Source organism: Pseudomonas sp. LjRoot71 (assembly GCF_964253255.1).
In the GTDB taxonomy this organism is placed as follows: Bacteria; Pseudomonadota; Gammaproteobacteria; order Pseudomonadales; family Pseudomonadaceae; genus Aquipseudomonas.
The window spans coordinates 1,139,136-1,153,849 of the sequence record NZ_CAXURA020000001.1 but is presented as its reverse complement, the minus strand read 5'-3'; the positions used below and the strand labels follow the sequence as shown (position 1 = coordinate 1,153,849).

Genomic DNA, 14,714 nt, shown 5'->3' with positions numbered 1-14,714 from the left:
AGAACCAGCGTGTTCATTTGGCACGCAGTGCCTTGGCCATGGCCTGATCGACCGAGTTGCGCCAGGCGTCATCGTCTGCGTCCTGTTCATGCCAGCGGCGTTGCAGGTCGCTTTCCAGGCTGGCCTGGCACTGGCGGAAACCATCGTCCCAACCGGTGGCGTAGTCGGGCTGCTGCAGATAGCGCGGTACATCCTTGCGAAAGGGTTGCAGGGCACCGGCCGCTTGCCGACCGCTGCTGCATCCGGCTTCGAAACCGTCGATAAACGGTGCCGGGTAGCCTGCTGCCGTGAGTTGTTCGCGGGTGCTCTGGCAGCCCAGCAGTTGGCTGGCAACCAGCCCGGCCAGCAGCCAATACAGGCCTTTACGGCTGCGAGTGGGCACGTGTGGCATGGTTCACCTCCAGGCCAGTTGATGATTCAGCCAGCTGCTGATGCTGCACAGTGCCCAGGGGCTGGTGCTGCAGGCCCCGCTGGCCAGGGCGCTGTGCAGGGCGTTGATGTCGACGTCCTGTAGGTAGGCTTCGGCATCGGCCAGGCGCTCCTCGCCGCCAAAACCGCCGCCGCGCATTTCCGCCAGGGCCTGAGGTTTGCTCCAGCCCTGGTAGACCACGCGGTACAGCGCGGCAATCAGGCCGGTGCGGTGCTGTCCGTGCTTGCAGTGAATCAGCACCGGGCCGTAGGCCTGGGCCTGACGGATGCTGCGCAGGACGGCGAGCACGTCGGCATCATCAATGCGGTCGGTGCGCAGCGGCAGATGCACCTGGCGGATACCGGGAGCGTTCAGCCACTGCGCATCGCTGCGTTGGTAGAAGTTGATCACGGTCTTCACGCCCAGCTGCTGCAACAGCGGCTGATCGCCGGCCTGTGGCAGGGCGCTGCGGTAAAGCCCCTGATCCATGCGATAGAGGTTCAGGCGTGCGTCCAGTGGTGTTGCCCAGGCAACTGGCCGCGTATGGGGGACACTGTTGCTCCAGGCCGGTGGCGTGGCCAGCAACAGCAACAGGAGCAGGCTGCTCAGCAGGGTACGCATCAGGTTTGGCCCTCGTGCAGGCGGTGGTTGATGGTCAGCGCCGCAGTCGCGGGCTGTGGGCGATAGAGCAGCCAGCGGTAGCAGAGGGTGCAGATCAGCCAGTCGAGCAGCAGTGTCCACAGGTTGTGCGAGAGAAAATGCGCGCCCTGCATCATCCGTCCTGCGGAAAGCAGCGTGCCCAGCCCCAATGCGAACCCCAGGGCAAAGCGTGCCAGCCGTGGGCGGCGGTCGCGCAGCACGAAGAACAGCGCGAACAGGGAAAAGCCGGACGCGGCATGGCCACCTGGCCAGCAGCGCCCCGGCTTGTCGGTAGGTGCTCGCTCACCGAGCAGCGGGCTAAAGGTTTGCGTGCCGCCGAACTCGCTCAGGCTCCATGGGCAATGCATGCCGGTGAGTTTCTTTAGTGGTGTGACGATGCCGGTCGACAATGCCAGGGCCAGCACCAGGTAGCCCAGCGGTCGCCGCCAAGCCTGCCACCTGGGCAGCAGGCTGAGTAGAAAGCCGCCGATGGCCAGAACTCCAAGAGCGATTACCGCCTGTTTGGCGCGGTCATGCAGGATGTCTTCCAGCCAGAAACTGTGACGGCCGACAAACCCCTGGCCGGGTTCGTAGAACAGCTGCGCCAGGGCGAAGTCCAGGCCGCTGGGGTCGATCAGTAAAAGCAGCGCCATCAGGGCCAGGGGAATTCCCAGGGCGAGGCGAAAATCAAAATAGCGGGTGTGGCTGTGAGCCATGACGGCACTCCTCTGTTGGTCGCTACTGTGCGCGGCCAGGCTTAACGTTTGCTGAACTGTTCGGCAGGGGAGATGGTCGGTTGCCAGGTGATCAGGTGTTGCTCAAAGGCATGGCTGGCGCCCTGGTAATAGGCAATGTCGCGTTGTAGCAGCGGGTCTGCGCGGTTGCTCGTGGACTCGCGGCTGATGCCCAGAGCATCGTCGTGGCGACGCATGCCCTGGCGGGGGCTGAGGATGGCCAGGTTCTGCCCATCGAACAGGCCTAGGTGCTGGTAGTTGCCGATCAGGGCGCGGCCAGGCGCGCGGTCGCTGCGCAGCAGGTTGCGGCCGAAAAAGGTCGAGCTGTAATCAATGTTGAGCAAGCCCAGCAGGGTGGGGGCCAGATCAATCTGGCTGGCCACGGCGCTGAAGGTTTGCGCTTCGAGCAGGGCCGGGGCGTAGATGAACAGCGGAATGTGGTAGTTGGCCACGGGTAGGTCTTCCTGGCCGGCACTGCCTGCGGTGTGGTCGGCAACGAAGACGAACACAGTCTGTTTGAACCAGGGCCTGTCCTGGGCCTGTTTGAGAAACTGGCCAATGGCGTAGTCGGTGTATTTCACCGCGCCCTCGCGGCCCTCGCCTGAGGGGATGTCGATGCGCCCATTCGGGTAGGTGTAGGGGCGGTGGTTGGAGGTGGTCATCAGTTGCAGGAAGAACGGTTTGCCGGCGGCATGGTCGCTGTCGGCTACCTTGAGCGTTTGCTTGTAGAGGTCTTCGTCGGACATGCCCCAGGCGTTCTGGAAGGTCATGTCCGCTTCGGCCACGCTGCTCTGGTCGACAATCCGGTAGCCGTTGCCGCCGAAGAAGGCGTTCATGTTGTCGAAGTACCCGCGCCCACCGTAGAGAAACACGCTGTCATAACCGAGCGCACTGAACTGCTGGCCGAGGCTGGCGTAGCCGCTTTCGCGGCCAATCCGTTTGACGATGGAGCGCCCCGGTGTGGGTGGGATCGACAGGGTGATGGCCTCCAGGCCTCGGTCAGTTCGCGTACCGGTGGCGTAGAAGTTGCTGAAGGCCAGGCTGTGTTGGCGCAACGCATCGAGGTTGGGGGTCAGCCCGCGGGTGTCGCCGAAGCTGCCAAGGTATTTGGCGCTCAGGCTCTCGATGGCCACCAGTACCACGTTCATCTTTCGGGCCGGGCCTGGGTTGTCGATCAGTCGGCGAATATCCTGCGGGTCGTTGCCGATAAAGCGCGCGTTAGGCTCGCGCACTTCATCGCGCAGCAGGCTGGCGACGCGGTCAGCGGGCAGGGTGCTGTAGAACTGCTGGTAGTCCAGTTCATTGTTGCGAAAGGCGGCGAAGAACTGGAACGGGCCATTGCTGGCCAGCTCGCGCTGGTAAGTGTTGCCGCCCATGCCGCGTGGCGCATCCTGGCCGATGGTCAGGCTGCTCAGCCCTGCCAGCAGCACTATCAGTGCCAGGCTGGCAAAGGCCCGCGATGGGGCCAGCAGGGGGGCATCCAGTGCGGCCTGCACCGGTTTGCGCAGGGCAATGCTGGCGGCGGTTGCCAGTAGGGCGAGCAGGGCCAGTAGCGGGTAGATCGGATAAGACTCAAGGATGTTGTTGAGCACTTCCTCCGAGTACACCAGGTAATCCACGGCAATGAAGTTGAAACGCACGCCGAATTCGTCCCAGAACAGCCATTCGGCCACAGCCGTGAACAGCATGACAAACAGGCTGAACGCCACCAGGGCCAGCAGCAGGCGCTGGTGCCAGCGTTGCCGCCAGAGCCTGTGCGGGCAGAGGAACAGGTACAGCGCCAGGGGCAAAGTGGCATAGAGTAGAAAGCACAGGTCGTAGACCAGGCCGATGGTATACACCGCGCTCAGTTGCAGCAGGTTGCCGTGGGCATCGGCCAGGTGGCTGGCCAGCAATACGCTGCGGGTCAGGAAGAACACCAGCAGCCACGCGAGCACAATGATGGACAGGTAACGCAACTGGGCGAAATAGAGCTGAGGCATCGTATGATCCTTGTTGGATGAACGTGCCGCAGTCTGTGAGCGGGCCTGTGAGGCGCGCGTCAACGCGTTGTGAAAAAAGCGTTAAACCTCGAAATAGAGAGCCAACGATGCGAATTCTGGTCATCGAAGACAACCGTGACATCCTCGCCAATGTGCTGGACTACCTGCAACTCAAGGGTTTTACCGTCGACTGCGCGCAGGACGGACTGAGCGGCTTGCACCTGGCGACCACCGGCCACTACGACCTGATCGTGCTCGATATCATGCTGCCCGGCATGGACGGCTATCAGGTCTGCCAACGCCTGCGTGAAGACGGCCACAACGAAGTGCCGATCCTTATGCTGACTGCCCGCGATGCGCTGGACGACCGTCTCCAGGGGCTGCAGGTGGGCGCCGATGATTACCTGATCAAGCCCTTTGCCCTGTCCGAGCTGGTGGCGCGCATCGAGGCCATCCTGCGGCGCAGTCAGGGCAGCCGCAAACGTCAGTTGAAGGTCGCCGACCTGCTCTATGACCTCGACACCCTGCATGTCAGTCGCGCCGGTCAGGCGCTCAAACTCAATCCGCTGGCGCTCAAGCTATTGGCGGTGCTGATGCAGAGAAGCCCGGCCGTGGTGCGTCGTGAAGTGCTTGAAGAGGCGCTGTGGGGCGATGACTGCCCGGACAGCGATAGCCTGCGTAGCCATATCCACCAACTGCGCCAGGTGCTCGACAAACCATTCGCCACGGCGTTGCTGCGTACCCAGCATGGCGTCGGTTACCGCCTGGCGGAGCCAGACAATGGCCTCTAAACAACCCTTTGCGCGGCGCATTCTGATCGCCTTCGTGCTGATGACTACCCTGGTCAGCGGGTTGTTCTCCCTGAGCATCGTGGCGGTGGTGCACTTTATTGAAGAGCACCTGGTGTCGCAGGAGCTGAGCCGTGAGCTGAACGAAGTGCTGCATGCCGACATCAGCCAGGGCCGCCCGCCCAGACTGGACTCGGCGACGCGCTTCTTCGCCTCCGACCTGGCCGACTATGCCATTCCCGAGCAGTTTGCCGGGCTGTCGTTGGGCTTCAACGAGGTCATGGAAGGCGACCAGGCGCTGTATGTCTACACCCATGAGCTCAACGGCCGTACCTATATGCTGGTGCAACAGCAGGAAGAGTTCGAGGCGCGTGAACAGGCCCTGTTCGATGTGGTGCTGGCGGGCTTTCTGCTGACGGTGATCGCCGCTTGGGCGCTGGGTGTGATCATGGCGCGCAAGGTCATGGAACCGATCACCCGCCTGGCCCGTCAGGTGCGCCATCGTGACCAGCTAAACCCTTTGGCGCCGGCCCTGGCTCCGGAGTATCCAGATGATGAAGTGGGGCAACTGGCAGATGCCTTCGACAGCACCCTGGGCCAGCTGCGCCAGTCCCTGGAGCGCGAGCGGTTGTTTACCAGCGATGTCAGCCATGAACTGCGCACCCCGCTAATGGTGATCGCCAGTTCCTGCGAGCTGCTGGCCGAAAGCTCGCTGGGGCCACGTGAGCGCGATCAATTGCAACGCATTAGCCGCGCCAGCGAAGAAATGCGTGAGCTGGTGCAGACCTTCCTGCAACTGGCGCGTGATAAAGCCAACGCCGGTGCACCGCCCCCCAGCAGTAGCCTGGTGAGTATCGCCAGCGAGCAAGCCAACCGCTGGGGGCCGCTGCTCAGGGACAAGGGGCTGGATTTCCAGTTCATCAACGAAGGCGCGGATGCTGAGCTGTACAACCCGACCCTGCTCAGCACGGTGGTTAGCAACCTGCTGCGCAATGCCTTGCACTACACCGAGCAGGGCTTCGTGCGCCTGGTGCTCGAACCAGCGGGGTTGCGTGTGGAGGACAGCGGCTCGGGGATTCCGCTTGAGCAGCATGAAAGCATCTTCCAGCCCTTTGTCCGCGGCACCCAGACCCGTGGCGAGGGCTTGGGCTTGGGGCTGTCGCTGGTCAAACGAATCTGCACTCGGCAAGGCTGGGGTATCACCGTGAGCAACCTGCCGGCGGGCGGCACCTGTTTCCGTGTGGTGCTGACGACGGATAAAGGTCACCCTCAATCGCTGCGACAACCCACACGTTGAGATCATCACGCTTATTTGTCTGGCTACCGGCGCTCGATGGTCAGAAGCCGAAAAGCTCAAGCCGACCGGGCTTCGTAATGGCGTGATCACGTTCAGCGGAACCAAGAGCGGAAAGGTGCGTTCTGTGCCGGTTACTGCCGAGCTGGAAGCCAAGATCCGCCAGCACTGGAAACAGCATGGCCAGCCAAACGTGGCTATTACCTCGTTCCGCCGTGCACTGGCCAAGGCGTCGATCCAGCTACCGAAAGGGCAGGCGGCTCACTCGCTGCGACACACCTTCGCAAGCCACTTCATCCAGAACGGCGGCAACATCCTGACCCTGCAAAAGATCCTGGGTCACTCCAGTTTGGCTATGACCATGCGCTATGCGCATTTGACTCCGGATCACCTGCAGGATGCATTACGCTTCGGACCGCTTTCGTCGCTATGACTAAAATATTCCGTTGATAGAATATTCCTTTGAGGCTATATTTTATTCATGACTTGGGATGTCGAATATACCGACGAGTTCGGTGACTGGTGGGAAAGCTTATCTGCTGATGAGCAAGAGTCTGTTGCTGTCTCAGTCTGACTCCTAGAAGAGCGAGGCCCAGCACTTGGGTTTCCGCATAGCAGCGGAATCAATGGTTCACGTCATGGCCATATGCGGGAGCTGAGGACTCAGCACGAAGGTCGGCCATACAGAACCCTATACGCTTTTGATCCCAGGCGATCGGCCATTTTGCTGATCGGTGGCGACAAGACTGGTGATGGTCGTTGGTATGAAATCAACGTTCCGCTGTCTGATCGTCTGTATGACGAACATCTGGAACAGCTTCGGAAGGAGGGCTTGATAGATGGCTAAGAAATTTGCAGAGCTACGCGCAAAGATGGCGCCCGAGTCCCAAGCCAGGGTAGAGGCCAAGGCCCAGGAGCTGCTTGCTGAAATGCCGCTGAATGAACTGCGCCAAGCGCGTGGCCTTTCTCAGAAGGTGCTGGCCGAGGTGCTGCATGTACAGCAGCCATCCATTGCCAAAATGGAAAGGCGTACTGATATGTACATTTCCACCCTGCGCAGCCACATCGAAGCCATGGGCGGTCAGTTGGAGGTCATTGCTCGTTTCCCTGATGGCTCAGTGAAAATCAGCAATTTTTCAGACCTCGAAACCGATCTTCTCCAGCAGGCTTAAACTCGACACCTTTTCGACACCCAAAGAAAAACCCCTGACTTTATCTAGGAAAATCAGGGGTTTATTTGGTGGAGTCGGGGGGATTTGAGTCCAAAGACACAAACACCCAGCTCAAATCAGCATTTCGGGTGCTTGGCCCAAGAAAACTGATTTGTAGGATTTCACTCAGTGCTCAGCAGTATAGAAGCCTTGAGCCTTCCGTCAAGAGTGCATCCAAATAGACTCAGTGCAAGCATTGCCGGTTGAGCAATATGGCTGGGTGCGGGTTCAAATCCTTGCTGGGGAGTTGAATACAGCAGCGTACTTCGAAGCTGGAGCTGATTTCGTAAATTTAGGCACTTTAATGCCTTATTTTATAGTTAAGGAAAGATTTTAGGCATTAAATTGCCTTTTTTTGCGTGTAGGTCTAATGTTTGGGCATTAAAATACCGGTGACTGGTATGCATAATCTTACTCTGCAGATTTATACGGATGGCCAGTGGCGCAATGCCATGGAGCTCCGCTTCGAGCAGCCCGAAGAAGGGCTGGAGGGGGCTTGCGCTTATGGCTATCAGCAGGGCTATCTGGTTGACTCCCTGGAGTCTGTCGGCAGTCGGCTGAATGTGGCTGTCAGTGCAGCTTACCCTCTCGGCTGGGACTCCTGGCGAGATAAGAAGGCTCCAGCGTTTATCTTCGACATCCTGCCATCAGGTGCAGCGAGGCGCTTTCTACTGAAACGTTTGGGGGGAGAGCGGCCCGAAGGTCTCAATCTAGATCTCTACCTCCTTGGGCGTTGCACACCAGCACCAATTGGAAATCTGCGTATCAAGGAGTCCGTCGAGGCGATTGCGGGCAGCCCTGTGCTCGGTTTTACGCGCGATGAGGTTATTAGTCGGGACTCACGATTCCTGGAGTACGCGTATGAACAGGGCGCAGCGATTGGCGGGGCGACAGGTGCTGGCGGTGAGGCCCCCAAGCTGTTGCTGACTGAAGATCGACAGGGCGCCCTGCATCCAGATGCCGTGTTGCCAGATGCAGACGCAGCCCAGCACTGGTTTGTGAAGTTCGCGCGTAACAAAGCCGGTCAGACCGATCAGGACATCCTGCGCAGCGAGTACTGCTTCTATCGTGCTGTCCAACAGCTCGGAATGGATACGGTTGCAGCTGAAGGGCTGGCATTGGAGGAGGGCAATAAGCCCAGTCTCTGGATGCATCGCTTTGATCGGGAGATTAGCCCCGCAGGTGTTAGCCGAACTGCCGTTGAGTCCATGTACTCGCTATGTGGTGTAACCGAGGCGGGTAGCTACATGCTGCACACGCACGTGCTGGGGAATCTGGTCGAACTATGGCGAGCTGTTGGACAGGAGCAGCAGGTCGGAGATCTGGTGTTTGAATACATGCGGCGTGATCTGCTGAACCAGATTCTCGGTAATTCAGATAATCACGGACGCAACACCGCGATTCTCCGCTGCGAGCAGGGGGTTCGGTTGGCGCCAATCTACGACCTAGCGCCGATGGTCATGGACGAAGAGGGGGTTACGCGTACGACGAAGTGGCCAAAGCACATCGAGCTTGCTGGAGAGGTTAACTGGAGAAGGGCCTGTAATGAGGTCGCGGGGTGGGTTAATGCCGATGAGCTGTACCAGCGATTGCGGTTGGCAGCTCAGGACCTTCTCGCGCTACCTGACCTGCTGAGTGCACAAGGACTTCCTGATTCAACCATGAGTCACCCTCGTATAGCCCTTAGAAATCTCCAGCAGCGGATGCTTCAGTGGGGGTTGGTCTAAATGGACATTCTTGAGCGAAATCGCATTTTGAATGAGCTGCAGCAGCAGTTGGCTAGCGGCGAGATCACGATTGGAGAAGCAGTGCGGCGTCTGCGTAAGGAGGTGACTGGCTTGCAGCAGGCCAGATTTGCACAGATGTGCAAGTTGTCATTGCGCGCCTTGCGACAGCTGGAACTGGATGAGAGCAACCCGACGGTTCAGACTCTGAACAGCGTGTTTAATCCCTTTGGCATGCAGGTCGGCATTGTGCCGAAGACTCCGCGTTGAGCTGCGGCTGCATGCTGGTTCTTAAGGCTGGATGAGCGCTGGAGAAAACACATGGATTATTCATCGCTGCTCTCTAGGGTCACCCAGGTGGTCACTAGGGCAGGCGAGCTTCTAGTCGCAGAGTGGCAGCGTCCTGAGGGGCCTCGCGGAGCGGGTGATAAAGCGGATGTTGATGTAGAAATCGAGGCTCTATTGCGGCCTTGCCTGCTGGATCTGTTGGATGGAGATTTCTGGGGCGAGGAAACAGGGCATTCGTTGACCGGTGCCCCGCTCTGCTGGGTGGTGGATCCTAACGACGGGACTGCTGACTTTCTGAAGGGATTCAAGGGCTCTGCCATTTCGGTAGGACTTCTTGAAAATGCTCAGCCTGTTCTCGGTGTTGTGTATGCGCCTGTACTGGAGGGGCGCCCTGCTGACTGCATCGCTTGGGCTAAGGGTATGCCATCAGTGTTGCGTAATGGCGAGCCGGTTGACGCGAATCTGTCAAAACAGGAGTGGAGTTCAGGCAGTCGAGTAATGGTCAGTACTGCTGCCAGGATGAAGCCAGAGCTAAATTCTGAATTGTGTGCTCCGGGTAGATTTGTCGCGATGCCAAGCATTGCCTACCAGTTAGCTCGTGTAGCTGCAGGTGATGGGGTTGCGGGCGTGTCACTTGTCCAGGTTTCCGCGCATGACGTGGTAGCAGGGCATGCATTGCTAAAAGGTGCTGGGGGCGTACTTCTCAATCAGGACGGAGAAGAGATTTCATACGTGGCAGAGACACAAATGAAGACGGTCTCGCATCGGTGCTTCGGAGGTTCACCAGTTATCTGTCGATCACTGGTGAACCGAGAGTGGAATCGACTGTTTGAGTAGCTATGGTCTTTTGATTTCGAGCCAGCAGTATCGCAACGTTTGCGGGGGGTTGATGACTTGGCGCAGTTTCATGAACTGCGCCAGTTCTGGCTGCGTATGTGGCGCAGTTTTCTTCGAACTGTGCCACGCCTAGGCGAGGAACGGATCCTAGAACTCAAGTGACGGTGTTATGGACATTGGTGCGTTCGGTCAAGATGAACCAGTGTCCAGCCTTGGATCGACCACTTCCGGCCCAGGCTGGGTAAAAACGTTGGCATCGACCTTGCTGTGATTTGATGGATTCAAATCAGCTGGAGGATGCCAATGAAGCGTTTTATCCAGGGAGAGCATCGAGGCCAAAGCGCACTGCTTCCCGAGAGCCTGACTATGTGGCGGACACCAACCCGGTACGGGTGGTCGATGTTTTCGTCGATGAACTCGACCTTGGCCAGCTGCCCCATCATGCTGTTCGCCCCCACGCTCGCTGACAGAGCAATTTTGCCAACGGCATGGGGAGGTCGCTACTTTTTCAACAGAATTGGCCAATAGCGGACGATTGGCTGGCAGGTATGCATCGCTATGTCCCCAGGCCTTGGGGAAATAGCTCGGGGTTTGAGAAAGCCTGCTTAAGATGGTCGTACACCAATCGCACCCGCTTCGATACAGGGCCCAGCTGCGGGCGGTATATGAACAGATCCCATGGCGCTGGAGCGAGATCAGCCAAAACAGAAACCAGCTTGCCTGACCGCAGATGGGGCTCAGCCAGATAGGCAGGAATTTGGCCAAAGCACATGCCTGCCAGGGTGGCTTCCAATTCCGTGTCAGGATCATCACAGATAAGAGCTGGCTGCCTGGGCGTAAATGTTTTCCCGTCGGCAAATAGCCAAGGCCAAGGGCGACCATTTTTCTGGTCGATCAGGACTGAAAGTGGCAGCTGAGCCAAGGCATCCAGAGATCTAGGTATTGTCTTTTGCTCTATTAGCGCCGGGCTTGCGACAACATAAAACGGCACGGGAGCTAAGGCCCGTGCGACGTAGCGCCGGTCGCGAATAACACCCACCCTGATGCCAATATCGATATGCGCCTCAACGGCATCGGTCATCTGATCTTCCAGGCGGAGATCGAATTGCAGGTCTGGATGTGCTGCGGCCAAGGGCTGAAGAAACGGTATTAAGAAGCGCCTGCCAATAGCATGTGGCGCCGTGATTCCCACCCTCCCTGACAGCTCAGGTTCCATCCTGTGCGACCGGAATAGCGTGTCGAAATGTTCCAGAGCTGATCTGGCATCTTTGGCGTAATCCTGACCGAAAGCAGTGATGCTCACCTGGCGGGTATTACGGTGAAACAGCGATTCGCCAAGCTCCGTTTCCAGGGCTTGAATGGCTCGGGTAACCCCTTGTGGGGAGATACCTAATCGGGTTGCCGCTTCGCGGAAGCTACCTGCCTCTGCTGCTGTGCAAAAAATCCTGACCATCTCCATGCGGTTAAGCATGTTGCCCTCCCTTTTATTCCATATTCAGGAATAGCTTAATCCAATCATTTCCATTTATTGAGATCAATCATGGGACTAAAGTTTGCGCACTGCCAGGTTAACCAGCCATGGCGAAGTACAAACCCGCCGATGAGGTTCTCAACATGAGCAATAACATTTCTGGAAAAGTTGTCGTTATCACCGGCGCCAGCAGTGGCTTGGGTGAAGCGACTGCACGCCACCTTGCTGCGCTTGGCGCGCGCGTAGTGCTGGCCGCACGCCGCAAAGATAAACTCGACGCATTGGTGACTGAGCTGACCAATGCAGGTGGTCAAGCAATCGCGTATCAGACCGATGTCACCTCTCAGGAAGAGGTTAAAACGCTCATTCAAGGTGCCGTGGACACCTACGGGCGCATTGATGTACTGGTCAACAATGCCGGGCTGATGGCGATTGCACCGCTCAGTGATGCTCGGACTGACGAGTGGGATCGCATGATCGACATCAACATCAAGGGGCTGCTGTACGGAGTCGCGGCTGCATTGCCGGTCTTCCAGAAACAAAACAGTGGCCACTTCATCAACATCGCATCGGTTGCAGGCCTGAAGGTATTCAGCCCTGGCGGCACGGTGTACAGCGGCACCAAGTTTGCTGTGCGGGCCATCTCCGAAGGACTGCGTCACGAAGTCGGTGGCAGCATTCGCACCACGACTATCGAACCAGGTGCCGTGGACTCCGAGTTGAAATTCGGCAGCTCCCACCAACAGAGCCGCGATTTCGTGGTGGACTTCTACAAGCATGCAATTCCCGCTCAATCCGTCGCTCGGGCTATCGCCTTCGCAATTGAGCAGCCTGCTGAAGTGGATATTAACGAGATCGTTCTGCGCCCAACCGTGCAGGAATTCTAATGAGTTTAGGGCCTGCCGCTTCGGCGTCAGGCCCCGCTTGTATGGAGTCAAAAGCTGTGAGCAACGTAACTGAATCGCTTTCGAGTGGGGGACTGATGAAGGCCTTGCGCCTAGACAGCTATGACGCGAGCACCCTGCGTGAAGTCGAAGTCGCAAAGCCTTCGCCACAACAAGGGCAGGTACTGGTAAAGATTAAAGCCAGCGGCGTTAACCCAATCGACTACAAAATTCGCCTGGGGCAGGCCCCTTACGCGATGCCTGAGTTACCAGCGATCATTGGCACTGATTTGGCTGGCGTCGTTGAGGCAGTGGGCGAAGGCGTTACTCAATTCCAAGTTGGGGATGAGGTGTATGGTCTAACTGGCGGTGTGCGTGGATTGCAGGGATCTCTAGCCCAGTACGCGGCAGTCGATGCAAATTTGTTAGCCATCAAGCCCAGAAATCTAAGCATGCGCGAAGCGGCAGCTTTGCCACTGGTGACGCTGACTGCATGGGAAGGCCTAGTAGATAAAGCAGCTGTGAAAGCGGGTGACCGCGTGTTGGTTCATGGTGGCGCTGGCGGAGTCGGGCATGTGGCCGTACAACTCGCCAAAGCGTTTGGTGCGGATGTTTATGCAACCGTGTCCCCGGCAAAGCAATCAATCATCGAGTCCTACGGGGCAACGTCCATCGATTATCAAAGCGTTGGCGTCAATGAGTATGTGGCCCAGCACACTAACGGGGATGGCTTCGACATTATTTATGACACCGTTGGTGGCGAGTCCTTGGATCTGTCGTTCCAGGCTATTCGCCCATATGGGCACGTCGTCAGTTGCGCTGCTTTTTCCTCCCATAACCTAGCTCCGGGCTCCCTGCGCTGCATGACCCTATCCGGGGTATTTGTCCTATTGCCAATGCTTTCTGGCAAAGGGCGTTCTCACCATGGCGAAATCCTACGCAAGGCTGCCCAATTGGCAGAGGCGGGCCAGTTGAAGCCGCTGGTAGATGAGTTCCGCTTTACTTTAAGCCAAGCTCAGACTGCACATGAGATGCTTGAGCGCGGAGATGTACGAGGTAAGGCCGTCATTGATATCGACTAAGGGCCTTCGTGCCTGTAAGGCAGATCGTGCCATGCAGGGATAAGAGGAACTTGCTTCTCCTGATCCACCTCGGTGAAGCCGTTTTTTCACAGCCCTAAGGATGGTCTGAAAAAGTCACTTCCTCAATGGGAGAACCACGCAATAGAAGTGCAACGGGCTGCTGCGAACCATTGCGAACTCGATCGTAAAGCCTGCCCGATTGTAGACCTGCAAGCAGGTTTCTCAGCCATGCTGGTCGCCGGAAACGGGCATCAAACTCGTCTGCGATGGGATGTAGGTTCAATTCCCAAACCCTGAATCGAACCCGTGTCCGCACGGTAGTTCAAACGGTGGGCTCGGCGGCTGCGTCATTGTCGGCGGCGGGGTCGGTGAGCCGCCGAATCGTCAGTGCACAGCGTTGCTCAATCAAGGTATTGATTTGCTCAACCACGACATTGCCAGCAAAACTTTGTCCGGGGTCAAACTGGAGCTTGCGCGCCGTGGCGGGCAGTAGTTTTGTCAGGTCCAAATGCGCCGTTTGGCCTGCGTCAGTTTCTCGGCGGTCTCCAGCCGTGTATACACCAAACGCCTCTGGTCATCCACCGCGTCGCAACTCTCTGACACCCCGGCCCAGCTTGCGGCGCAACAGGGCCCGCAGGCTCACCCCATCCGAGTACCCGACCTGTGCGGCGACTTGGTCGACGCTCGCGTTTCCGGTGCGCAAGAGATGGACGGCATGCTCCACGCGCAGGTCCTGGAAATACGACAACGGTGTCTTGCCCAAAACGCTTTGCAGCCGCCGCGCCAAGGTGCGCTCGCTTGTGCCCGCGGCGCTGGCCGCCTCGGCCAGCGAGAACCCCTTCGCGAGCTGACTTCTGGCCCAGCACTCGAAGCGCTCCACCATCGGGTCGGCATGCGCAAGGTGGTCGGGAATAACGAACTCGGCTTGCGAACTGCGTGCCTCGACCAGCAGATAGCGTGCCACCAGGGCCGCCAGCGCCGGACTGCGCTCCCGGATGATGCGCAAGGCCAGGTCGACGTGGGCCAAAGCGGCACCAGCGGTGGTGAAGCGTGTCGAGTTCACGATCATGCGTGACTCTTCCAGCTTGACGTTCGGATAGCGCTGCCGAAACATCGGCCCCAGCCACCATGACGTCGTCGCACGATGCCCATCAAGCAGGCTGCTCTCTGCAATCAAGAAGCTACCGGAGCAAGCGGCACCTAGGTGCGCGCCAGCGGTGGACCACTGCTGTAGCGCCGCGACCGCGTCGGGCACATCGGGGCGTGTGAGCCGAGCTGAGAGCGTGTCAGGCATCTTGTCGCCAAACGCGGGCACGAGCACGACGTCTGGTTCCGGCACACTACGCGCAGGGACCACGGGGACCGTCAAGC

At 58.5% G+C, this 14,714-nt stretch carries 16 protein-coding genes and 2 pseudogenes; 11 read left to right on the top strand and 7 right to left on the bottom strand.

All coding sequences use genetic code 11. From position 1 onward, the window contains the following. Positions 1 to 13: 13 nt before the first annotated feature. From ACSQ17_RS05445 to ACSQ17_RS05430, 4 genes are read right to left on the bottom strand one after another with little or no spacing between them, the layout of a single operon-like run. Positions 14 to 391, bottom strand: coding sequence for a hypothetical protein (locus ACSQ17_RS05445; RefSeq protein ID WP_436067900.1), 378 nt, complete (start codon positions 389 to 391; stop codon positions 14 to 16). 3 nt (positions 392 to 394) lie between these two features. Then, positions 395 to 1,030 carry a phosphatase domain-containing protein gene (locus ACSQ17_RS05440; RefSeq protein WP_436067899.1) on the bottom strand — a complete coding sequence of 212 codons (636 nt, stop codon included), beginning with the start codon at positions 1,028 to 1,030 and terminating at the stop codon, positions 395 to 397. Next, positions 1,030 to 1,764 carry a phosphatase PAP2 family protein gene (locus tag ACSQ17_RS05435; RefSeq protein ID WP_436067898.1) on the bottom strand — a complete coding sequence of 245 codons (735 nt, stop codon included), beginning with the start codon at positions 1,762 to 1,764 and terminating at the stop codon, positions 1,030 to 1,032. The genes ACSQ17_RS05440 and ACSQ17_RS05435 overlap by 1 nt, the downstream gene beginning before the upstream one ends. Positions 1,765 to 1,805: 41 nt before the next feature. Then, positions 1,806 to 3,764, bottom strand: a complete 1,959-nt coding sequence (locus ACSQ17_RS05430) for an LTA synthase family protein (RefSeq protein WP_436067897.1) — start codon at positions 3,762 to 3,764, stop codon at positions 1,806 to 1,808. Between the two features lie 107 nt (positions 3,765 to 3,871). Between ACSQ17_RS05430 and ACSQ17_RS05425 the strand changes: the two genes are divergently transcribed. From ACSQ17_RS05425 to ACSQ17_RS05385, 9 genes and pseudogenes are all read left to right on the top strand, one after another. Further along, the gene (locus tag ACSQ17_RS05425; RefSeq protein WP_436067896.1) at positions 3,872 to 4,555 is read left to right on the top strand and encodes a response regulator transcription factor; all 684 of its coding nucleotides are present in this window, start codon (positions 3,872 to 3,874) and stop codon (positions 4,553 to 4,555) included. Then, complete coding sequence (locus tag ACSQ17_RS05420) at positions 4,545 to 5,849, top strand: sensor histidine kinase (protein WP_436067895.1); 1,305 nt, start codon at positions 4,545 to 4,547, stop codon at positions 5,847 to 5,849. The genes ACSQ17_RS05425 and ACSQ17_RS05420 overlap by 11 nt, the downstream gene beginning before the upstream one ends. Before the next feature lie 124 nt (positions 5,850 to 5,973). Further along, entirely contained in the window at positions 5,974 to 6,279 is a 306-nt protein-coding gene (locus ACSQ17_RS05415) for a tyrosine-type recombinase/integrase (RefSeq protein WP_436067894.1), read from the top strand. Between the two features lie 48 nt (positions 6,280 to 6,327). After that, a pseudogene (locus ACSQ17_RS05410) lies at positions 6,328 to 6,693 on the top strand (type II toxin-antitoxin system RelE/ParE family toxin). Next, a complete protein-coding gene (locus tag ACSQ17_RS05405) occupies positions 6,686 to 7,018 on the top strand; it encodes an XRE family transcriptional regulator (protein ID WP_436067893.1) in 333 nt (110 codons plus the stop codon). Before ACSQ17_RS05410 ends, ACSQ17_RS05405 begins: the two are co-directional and overlap by 8 nt. 440 nt (positions 7,019 to 7,458) lie before the next feature. Next, a complete protein-coding gene (locus ACSQ17_RS05400; protein ID WP_436067892.1) occupies positions 7,459 to 8,784 on the top strand; it encodes a type II toxin-antitoxin system HipA family toxin in 1,326 nt (441 codons plus the stop codon). Further along, positions 8,785 to 9,051: a helix-turn-helix domain-containing protein gene (locus tag ACSQ17_RS05395; RefSeq protein WP_233686571.1), complete on the top strand. Its 267-nt coding sequence runs from the start codon at positions 8,785 to 8,787 to the stop codon at positions 9,049 to 9,051. Positions 9,052 to 9,102: 51 nt separating this feature from the next. Then, positions 9,103 to 9,906: an inositol monophosphatase family protein gene (locus tag ACSQ17_RS05390; RefSeq protein WP_436067891.1), complete on the top strand. Its 804-nt coding sequence runs from the start codon at positions 9,103 to 9,105 to the stop codon at positions 9,904 to 9,906. A gap of 303 nt (positions 9,907 to 10,209) precedes the next feature. Continuing rightward, positions 10,210 to 10,361 (top strand): annotated as a pseudogene (locus ACSQ17_RS05385) (IS5/IS1182 family transposase); the annotation flags it as partial. A gap of 101 nt (positions 10,362 to 10,462) precedes the next feature. Here the strand turns inward: ACSQ17_RS05385 and ACSQ17_RS05380 are convergent. After that, entirely contained in the window at positions 10,463 to 11,377 is a 915-nt protein-coding gene (locus ACSQ17_RS05380) for a LysR family transcriptional regulator (RefSeq protein WP_436067890.1), read from the bottom strand. Between the two features lie 143 nt (positions 11,378 to 11,520). Here ACSQ17_RS05380 and ACSQ17_RS05375 point away from each other — a divergent pair, with 143 nt between their 5' ends. Together ACSQ17_RS05375 and ACSQ17_RS05370 are read left to right on the top strand one after the other, a co-directional pair. Beyond that, positions 11,521 to 12,264, top strand: a complete 744-nt coding sequence (locus tag ACSQ17_RS05375; protein WP_031634793.1) for an SDR family oxidoreductase — start codon at positions 11,521 to 11,523, stop codon at positions 12,262 to 12,264. Positions 12,265 to 12,359: 95 nt separating this feature from the next. After that, entirely contained in the window at positions 12,360 to 13,343 is a 984-nt protein-coding gene (locus ACSQ17_RS05370; protein WP_031634792.1) for a zinc-dependent alcohol dehydrogenase family protein, read from the top strand. Positions 13,344 to 13,665: 322 nt separating this feature from the next. Here the strand turns inward: ACSQ17_RS05370 and ACSQ17_RS05365 are convergent, their stop codons facing one another. Both ACSQ17_RS05365 and ACSQ17_RS05360 read right to left on the bottom strand, forming a co-directional pair. Then, positions 13,666 to 13,851: a hypothetical protein gene (locus ACSQ17_RS05365; protein ID WP_037031229.1), complete on the bottom strand. Its 186-nt coding sequence runs from the start codon at positions 13,849 to 13,851 to the stop codon at positions 13,666 to 13,668. Between the two features lie 66 nt (positions 13,852 to 13,917). Then, entirely contained in the window at positions 13,918 to 14,226 is a 309-nt protein-coding gene (locus tag ACSQ17_RS05360; protein ID WP_371106407.1) for a helix-turn-helix domain-containing protein, read from the bottom strand. Positions 14,227 to 14,714: the final 488 nt, after the last annotated feature.

Excerpts from the sequence above, each read along its gene's own strand:
- ACSQ17_RS05375 (WP_031634793.1), top strand. The coding sequence starts at position 11,521 with ATGAGCAATAACATTTCTGGAAAAGTTGTCGTTATCACCGGCGCCAGC.
- ACSQ17_RS05360 (WP_371106407.1), bottom strand. The coding sequence starts at position 14,226 with ATGGTGGAGCGCTTCGAGTGCTGGGCCAGAAGTCAGCTCGCGAAGGGG.
- ACSQ17_RS05445 (WP_436067900.1), bottom strand. The coding sequence starts at position 391 with ATGCCACACGTGCCCACTCGCAGCCGTAAAGGCCTGTATTGGCTGCTG.
- ACSQ17_RS05405 (WP_436067893.1), top strand. The coding sequence starts at position 6,686 with ATGGCTAAGAAATTTGCAGAGCTACGCGCAAAGATGGCGCCCGAGTCC.
- ACSQ17_RS05425 (WP_436067896.1), top strand. The coding sequence starts at position 3,872 with ATGCGAATTCTGGTCATCGAAGACAACCGTGACATCCTCGCCAATGTG.
- ACSQ17_RS05390 (WP_436067891.1), top strand. The coding sequence starts at position 9,103 with ATGGATTATTCATCGCTGCTCTCTAGGGTCACCCAGGTGGTCACTAGG.
- ACSQ17_RS05435 (WP_436067898.1), bottom strand. The coding sequence starts at position 1,764 with ATGGCTCACAGCCACACCCGCTATTTTGATTTTCGCCTCGCCCTGGGA.
- ACSQ17_RS05420 (WP_436067895.1), top strand. The coding sequence starts at position 4,545 with ATGGCCTCTAAACAACCCTTTGCGCGGCGCATTCTGATCGCCTTCGTG.
- ACSQ17_RS05430 (WP_436067897.1), bottom strand. The coding sequence starts at position 3,764 with ATGCCTCAGCTCTATTTCGCCCAGTTGCGTTACCTGTCCATCATTGTG.
- ACSQ17_RS05370 (WP_031634792.1), top strand. The coding sequence starts at position 12,360 with ATGAAGGCCTTGCGCCTAGACAGCTATGACGCGAGCACCCTGCGTGAA.
- ACSQ17_RS05440 (WP_436067899.1), bottom strand. The coding sequence starts at position 1,030 with ATGCGTACCCTGCTGAGCAGCCTGCTCCTGTTGCTGTTGCTGGCCACG.
- ACSQ17_RS05400 (WP_436067892.1), top strand. The coding sequence starts at position 7,459 with ATGCATAATCTTACTCTGCAGATTTATACGGATGGCCAGTGGCGCAAT.
- ACSQ17_RS05380 (WP_436067890.1), bottom strand. The coding sequence starts at position 11,377 with ATGCTTAACCGCATGGAGATGGTCAGGATTTTTTGCACAGCAGCAGAG.
- ACSQ17_RS05395 (WP_233686571.1), top strand. The coding sequence starts at position 8,785 with ATGGACATTCTTGAGCGAAATCGCATTTTGAATGAGCTGCAGCAGCAG.